The organism is Acidovorax sp. KPB24-03, assembly GCF_057546605.1.
Window position 1 is genome coordinate 1 of sequence record NZ_BAAJYR010000192.1, and the last position, 6,603, is coordinate 6,603.

Here is a 6,603-nt window from a genome sequence, read left to right on the forward strand (position 1 = left end):
GATCGGGCAGGATGCGCTGCGCGCCGGGCACGTGCTCAACCAGCTGCTCGCCCTGGCACGCGCCAGCCGCACCCAGCTGCACGAGGCGGCCGCGCCCGTCGATCTGGCCGAACTGGCGCGCGGCGTGAGCGCCGACTACGCCCAGGCGGCCTGGGCGCGCGAGGACAGCATCGCCGTCGCGGCGCCCGGCGCCTTGGTCTGGCACGGCAATGCGGTGCTGCTGGAGATCGCCCTGCGCAACCTGCTGGAGAACGCCCTCAAGCACACGCCGCACGGCACCCGCATCGAGGTGCAGCTGGGGCAGGCCGAGCACGGCGGCCCCTGGCTGCAGGTCGTGGACGACGGCGCCCGGCACCATGCCCAGGGCGCTGCGCCCGCACCGGTGGACAGCCTGCACCTGGGGCACGAGATTGTCGCGCGCGTGGCGGAGGCGCACGGCGCGCGCTTCGGCCCGGGCGCCGTGCCGTCGCCATTCACCACCTGCTACCGTCTGGAATTCATGGATTCCCCGGCGGGGCCGACCGGATAAAATCGCCGGTTACGAAGCGGTTACCACCGCGGCCGACGGCCCTTCAGGGCCTGCGTGCCTTCCCCACTGCCCACCATTGAACGGACCCATCCCATGCCTCTCGTCTCGATGCGCGAACTGCTCGACCATGCCGCCGAAAACCGCTACGGCATTCCCGCCTTCAACGTGAACAACCTGGAACAGGTCCAGGCCGTCATGGCCGCCGCCGACGAGACGGGCGCCCCGGTCATCCTGCAGGCCAGCGCCGGCGCCCGCAAGTACGCCGGCGAAGCCTTCATCAAGCACCTGATCCAGGCCGCCGTCGAGGCCTACCCCCACATTCCCCTGGTCATGCACCAGGACCACGGCCAGAACCCCGCCGTGTGCCAGGGTGCGATCGACCTGGGCTTTTCGTCCGTGATGATGGACGGCTCGCTCGAGGCCGACGGCAAGACCATCGCCAGCTACGAATACAACGTGGACGTGACGCGCAAGGTCGTGGACATGGCGCACAAGGTCGGCGTCACGGTCGAGGGCGAACTGGGCTGCCTGGGCTCGCTGGAGACCATGAAGGGCGACAAGGAAGACGGCCACGGCACCGACGCCACCATGACGCGCGAGCAACTGCTGACCGACCCCGAGCAGGCCGCCGACTTCGTCAAGCGCACGCAGCTCGACGCGCTGGCCATCGCCATCGGCACCAGCCACGGCGCCTACAAGTTCACGCGCAAGCCCACGGGCGACATCCTGGCCATCGACCGCATCCAGGAAATCCACCGCCGCATCCCCAACACCCACCTGGTGATGCACGGCAGCTCCAGCGTGCCGCAGGAGTTGCTGGAGATCATTCGCCAGTACGGCGGCAACATGAAGGAAACCTACGGCGTGCCCGTCGAGGAAATCCAGAAGGCCATCCAGATCGGTGTGCGCAAGATCAACATCGACACCGACATCCGCTTGGCCATGACGGGCGCCGTGCGCAAGTTCCTGGCCGAGAACCCCGAAAAGTTCGACGCCCGCGAATGGCTCAAGCCCGCGCGCGAGGCCGCCAAGGCCATCTGCAAGCAGCGCTACATCGAGTTCGGCTGCGAAGGCCAGGCACCCAAGATCAAAGGCCACAGCCTGCAGGTCGTGGCCGGCCAGTACGCCGCGGGCGCGCTGGCCCAGGTGGTGAACTGACCCCCTGCGCCGCGCGGGGGCGCTGGCGCCCCCGCACGCCAAGGCCCGGCGCATTCGCGTGCGCCGGGCCTTCGCCATGGGGCGTGCCGGTGCCGCGGAGCGCATCGGGTAAGCTCGGGCCCAGTGAGCGGAGATCGCCGAGCACACGCCAGCCGGGAGACAGACAACATGCAGATAGGTGTACCAGCCGAGTCCATGGTTGGAGAAACCCGGGTCGCCGCGACCCCGGAGACGGTCAAGAAGCTCAAGGCCCAGGGCCATGCGGTGCGCATCCAGGCGGGTGCCGGCGTGGCCGCCAGCGTGCCGGATGCCGCCTATGCCGCGGCCGGCGCCGAGATCGTGGACACCGCCAGCGCCTGGGGCGCCGACCTCGTGCTCAAGGTCCGCTGCCCCACCGAATCCGAAACGCCCCTGTTGCGCCCCGGCGCCACGCTGGTCGGCATGCTCAACCCCTTCGATGCGGCCGGCCTGCAGCGGCTGGCGCAGGCGGGCGTCACCGCCTATGCGCTGGAGGCCGCGCCCCGCACCACGCGCGCCCAGAGCATGGACGTGCTGTCTTCCCAGGCCAACATCGCCGGCTACAAGGCCGTGATGATCGCGGCCGACCGCTACCAGCGCTTCTTTCCCATGCTCATGACCGCCGCCGGCACGGTGAAGGCCGCGCGCGTGGTGGTGCTGGGCGTGGGCGTGGCCGGCCTGCAGGCCATCGCCACGGCCAAGCGGCTGGGCGCGGTGATCGAGGCCTCCGACGTGCGGCCCTCGGTCAAGGACCAGGTCGAATCGCTGGGCGCGAAGTTCATCGACGTGCCCTTCGAAACCGACGAAGAGAAAGAGGCCGCCCAGGGCTCCGGCGGCTATGCGCGCGCCATGCCGGCCAGCTGGCTGGAACGCCAGAAGGTGGAGGTGGCCAAGCGCGTGGCCCAGGCCGACGTGGTCATCACCACCGCCCTCATTCCCGGCCGGCCCGCGCCGGTGCTGGTGACCGAGGCGATGGTGCAGTCCATGAAGCCGGGCTCGGTGATCGTCGACATCGCCGCTCCCCAGGGCGGCAACTGCCCGCTGACCGAAGCCGGCCAGACCGTGGTGCGCCATGGCGTGACGCTGGTCGGCGAAACCAACTTGCCCGCGCTGGTGGCGGCCGATGCCTCGGCACTCTACGCGCGCAACGTGCTCGATTTCCTCAAGCTCATCATCCACCCCGAAGGGGCCCTGCACGTGGACCGGCAAGACGACATCGTCGCCGCCTGCCTCGTGGCCCATGAAGGCGCGGTCACCCGCGCATGACAAGACAAGCATTCCTGTGAAGACCCGGCTTTCATCCCTGCTCCCCCTGTCCCCCCGCCTTGGCGGCCCGCTGCTGGCCATCGCCTCGCTGCTCACCCTGGCCGCCTGCGCGCCCGTGCAGCCCGCGCTGCCGCACGTGGGCCGTGCGCAGCTGGAACTGCCGCCGGGCGACTGGGAGGTGCTCGGCCGCCGCGACGAGGTGATCGACGTGCTGCCCGACGACACCTCCGCCGACCTGCCCACGCAGATGACCGCCATGGGCCTGCGCGGTCCGGGCAAGGACCGGCCGCTGCTGGCCGTGCTGCTGGTGCAGACCAACAGCACCAACTACCCGCGCGACACCACGCTGTGGACGGCCCCGTGCCCCCAGCAGCAGGGCGTGTTCGTCGAGGACAAGGCCCAGGGCAGCCCCGCGCGCATCGACTGCCTGCGCTACAAGCGCCGTGCCGATACCGAGGACTACCTGGCCAAGAACCGCCCCGCCGTGGCGCAGTGGCTGTCCATGAACCAGGCGGCGCCCGCCAAGCCGTACTCGCACGTGTTCTTCCGCTATGCCACCAACGGCGGCGCCATCGTCACCATCGATGCACTGGTCGATCAGCGCCTGCTGCGCCCGCCCACGCGCGACAACGAGGCCTTCCTGCGCGCCGGCCGCCCCGCGCTGGAGTGGGGCGACAAGATGGCGCAGGCCGCGCGGTTGAGCACCGCGATGATGGACGGCCGGCTGATCGTGCCGCCGTTCCCGGTCGCCCCGCCGCAGTAGCCATTCCGTCGTTCAGCCAGTCGTCCGTTCCTTCGCCCCGTTCGCCCCTTCACCTTCAAGGAGTGCTGCCATGGATGCCGTTTCCCCCACGCTGATCAACCTGATCATCTTCGTGCTGGCCATCTATGTCGGCTACCACGTGGTGTGGACCGTGACCCCTGCGCTGCACACGCCGCTGATGGCGGTGACGAACGCGATCTCGGCCATCGTGATCGTCGGCGCCATGCTGGCCGCGGCCCTCACCGAGACCACCCTGGGCAAGACCATGGGCGTGCTCGCGGTGGCGCTGGCCGCGGTGAACGTGTTCGGGGGCTTCCTCGTCACGCGGCGCATGCTGGAGATGTTCCGCAAGAAGGAGCGCAAGCCCGCGGCCTCCGCTGTCGCCGGCGCCGCTTCCGACAAGGCCGCGCCATGAGCATGAACCTCGTCACGCTGCTGTACCTGGTGGCCAGCGTCTGCTTCATCCAGGCGCTCAAGGGGCTCTCGCATCCCACCACCTCGATCCGGGGCAACCTGTTCGGCATGGCCGGCATGGCGATCGCCGTGCTCACCACCGCCGCGTTGATCTGGAGCGTCACGCGCGGCGCGCCCATGGGCCTGGCCTGGGTGCTGCTCGGGTTGCTCGTCGGGGGCGCTGCCGGCACGGTGATGGCCCAGCGGGTGGAGATGACCAAGATGCCCGAACTGGTCGCCTTCATGCACAGCATGATCGGCCTGGCGGCCGTGTTCATCGCCGTCGCCGCGGTGGCCGAGCCCTGGGCCTTCGGCATCGTGCCGCCCCCCGTTCCGGCCCTGGCCAGCGCCGCCACACCCGAGGGCACCGTGCTGGTGGAAGGCTTCGCGCGGCTGCCGATCCCGTTCGGCAACCGGCTGGAGCTGTTCCTGGGCGCGGCCATCGGCGCCATCACCTTCAGCGGCTCGGTGATCGCCTTCGGCAAGCTGTCGGGCAAATACAAGTTTCGCTGGTTCCAGGGCGCGCCGGTGCAGTTCAAGGGCCAGCACCTGCTCAACCTCGTGCTGGGCCTGGCGACCATCGGGCTCGGGCTGGTCTACATGGCCACCGAAAGCTGGACCGCCTTCTTCGCCATGCTGGCGCTGGCGTTCGTGATGGGCGTGCTCATCATCATTCCCATCGGCGGCGCGGACATGCCGGTGGTGGTCTCGATGCTCAACAGCTACTCGGGCTGGGCGGCGGCGGGCATCGGCTTCAGCCTGAACAACAGCATGCTCATCATCGCCGGATCGCTGGTGGGCAGCTCGGGCGCCATCCTGTCCTACATCATGTGCAAGGCGATGAACCGCTCGTTCTTCAACGTGATCCTGGGTGGGTTCGGCGGCGATGCGGCGGCGGCTTCGGCCGGCGGCGCGCAGGCGCAGCGCAGCGTCAAGAGCGGCAGCGCCGACGACGCCGCCTTCGTGCTGGGCAACGCCGAGACCGTGGTGATCGTGCCCGGCTACGGCCTGGCCGTGGCGCGCGCCCAGCATGCGGTCAAGGAGCTGGCCGCCAAGCTGGCCGAGAAGGGCATCACCGTCAAATACGCCATCCACCCGGTGGCCGGGCGCATGCCGGGCCACATGAACGTGCTGCTCGCCGAGGCCGAGGTGCCCTACGACCAGGTGTTCGAGATGGAAGACATCAACGGCGAATTCGGACAGGTGGACGTGGCCATCATCCTCGGCGCCAACGACGTGGTGAACCCCGCCGCGCACACCAAGGGCAGCCCCATCTACGGCATGCCCATCCTGGAGGCCTACAAGGCCAAGACCGTGATCGTGAACAAGCGCTCCATGGCGGCGGGCTATGCCGGCCTGGACAACGAACTGTTCTACATGGACAAGACCATGATGGTCTTCGGCGACGCCAAGAAGGTCGTCGAGGACATCGGCAAGGCCATCGAATAGGCCCGCGCGCCCTCCGGCGCCGCCCGCTGGCGGCCGCTGCGGCAGGGGCAGCACGGTTTAGGGAAACTACAGGCCCCTGGCGCCTTCGCCCGCGACGACAATGCGGGCTCCTTTTTGTAACAGCAGGTTTGGAGACACACAGCATGAATGACCGCCCGTGGCTTGCCGCCTACCCACCCGGGGTGCCGGCCGACATCGACCCGGCGCAGTACCCCTCGCTCATCGCCCTGATGGAAGAGGGCTTCGGCAAATACGCCGACCGCGTGGCCTACAGCTACATGGGCAAGGATGTGAGCTTCGGCGAGACGGACGTGCAAAGCCGCCACATTGCGGCCTATCTCCAGGGCCTGGGGCTGGCCAAGGGCGACCGCGTCGCGGTGATGATGCCCAACGTACCGCAGTACCCCGTGGCCGTGGCCGCCATCCTGCGCGCGGGCTTCGTGGTGGTGAACGTGAACCCGCTGTACACCCCGCGCGAGCTGGAGCACCAGCTCAAGGACTCGGGCGCCAAGGCCATCGTCATCATCGAGAACTTCGCCGCCACGCTGCAGGCGTGCATCGGCGCCACGCAGGTCAAGCACGTCGTGCTGTGCGCCATGGGCGACCGCCTGGGCTTCCCCAAGGGTTTGATCGTCAACTATGTGGTGCGCAGCGTGAAGAAGCTCGTGCCGCCGTTCAACCTGCCCGGCGCGGTGCGCTTCAACGACGCGCTGTCGCAGGGCGCGCGTGGCACGCTCAAGGTTCCCGACCTGCGCCCCGACGACGTGGCCCTGCCTGCAGTACAGGGCGGCACCACGGGCTGAGCAAGGGCGCCGTGCTCCTGCACCGCAACATCATCGCCAACGTGCTGCAGGCCGAAGCCTGGAACTGCCCGTGATGCAGACCGTGCCGGCCAACGAGCAGCCCACCACCGTGCTGCGCGCTGCCGCTCTACACATCTTCGCCTTCACCGTGAACATGATGATGA

General features: G+C 69.0%; 6 protein-coding genes and 1 pseudogene. All 7 read left to right on the forward strand.

The genetic code is table 11. From position 1 onward, the window contains the following. A partial coding sequence (locus AC27KI_RS16700; protein WP_487114827.1) for a sensor histidine kinase occupies positions 1 to 529 on the forward strand: 529 nt, incomplete at its 5' end. Positions 530 to 622: 93 nt separating this feature from the next. Next, a complete protein-coding gene (gene fba / locus AC27KI_RS16705; RefSeq protein WP_092742855.1) occupies positions 623 to 1,687 on the forward strand; it encodes a class II fructose-bisphosphate aldolase in 1,065 nt (354 codons plus the stop codon). A gap of 168 nt (positions 1,688 to 1,855) precedes the next feature. Continuing rightward, positions 1,856 to 2,971 (forward strand): Re/Si-specific NAD(P)(+) transhydrogenase subunit alpha, encoded by a 1,116-nt coding sequence (locus AC27KI_RS16710; protein WP_284407340.1) that lies wholly within the window; start codon positions 1,856 to 1,858, stop codon positions 2,969 to 2,971. A 16-nt stretch (positions 2,972 to 2,987) separates the two neighbouring features. After that, complete coding sequence (locus AC27KI_RS16715; protein WP_284424372.1) at positions 2,988 to 3,734, forward strand: hypothetical protein; 747 nt, start codon at positions 2,988 to 2,990, stop codon at positions 3,732 to 3,734. A 70-nt stretch (positions 3,735 to 3,804) separates the two neighbouring features. Next, positions 3,805 to 4,149 carry an NAD(P) transhydrogenase subunit alpha part 2 gene (locus tag AC27KI_RS16720; protein ID WP_487114829.1) on the forward strand — a complete coding sequence of 115 codons (345 nt, stop codon included), beginning with the start codon at positions 3,805 to 3,807 and terminating at the stop codon, positions 4,147 to 4,149. Further along, the gene (locus tag AC27KI_RS16725; protein WP_284431594.1) at positions 4,146 to 5,636 is read left to right on the forward strand and encodes an NAD(P)(+) transhydrogenase (Re/Si-specific) subunit beta; all 1,491 of its coding nucleotides are present in this window, start codon (positions 4,146 to 4,148) and stop codon (positions 5,634 to 5,636) included. The genes AC27KI_RS16720 and AC27KI_RS16725 overlap by 4 nt, the downstream gene beginning before the upstream one ends. A 143-nt stretch (positions 5,637 to 5,779) precedes the next feature. Next, positions 5,780 to 6,603: pseudogene (locus tag AC27KI_RS16730) on the forward strand (AMP-binding protein); the annotation flags it as partial.

Coding starts and splice junctions, on each gene's coding strand:
- AC27KI_RS16725 (WP_284431594.1), top strand. CDS start 4,146: ATGAGCATGAACCTCGTCACGCTGCTGTACCTGGTGGCCAGCGTCTGC.
- AC27KI_RS16720 (WP_487114829.1), top strand. CDS start 3,805: ATGGATGCCGTTTCCCCCACGCTGATCAACCTGATCATCTTCGTGCTG.
- AC27KI_RS16710 (WP_284407340.1), top strand. CDS start 1,856: ATGCAGATAGGTGTACCAGCCGAGTCCATGGTTGGAGAAACCCGGGTC.
- fba (WP_092742855.1), top strand. CDS start 623: ATGCCTCTCGTCTCGATGCGCGAACTGCTCGACCATGCCGCCGAAAAC.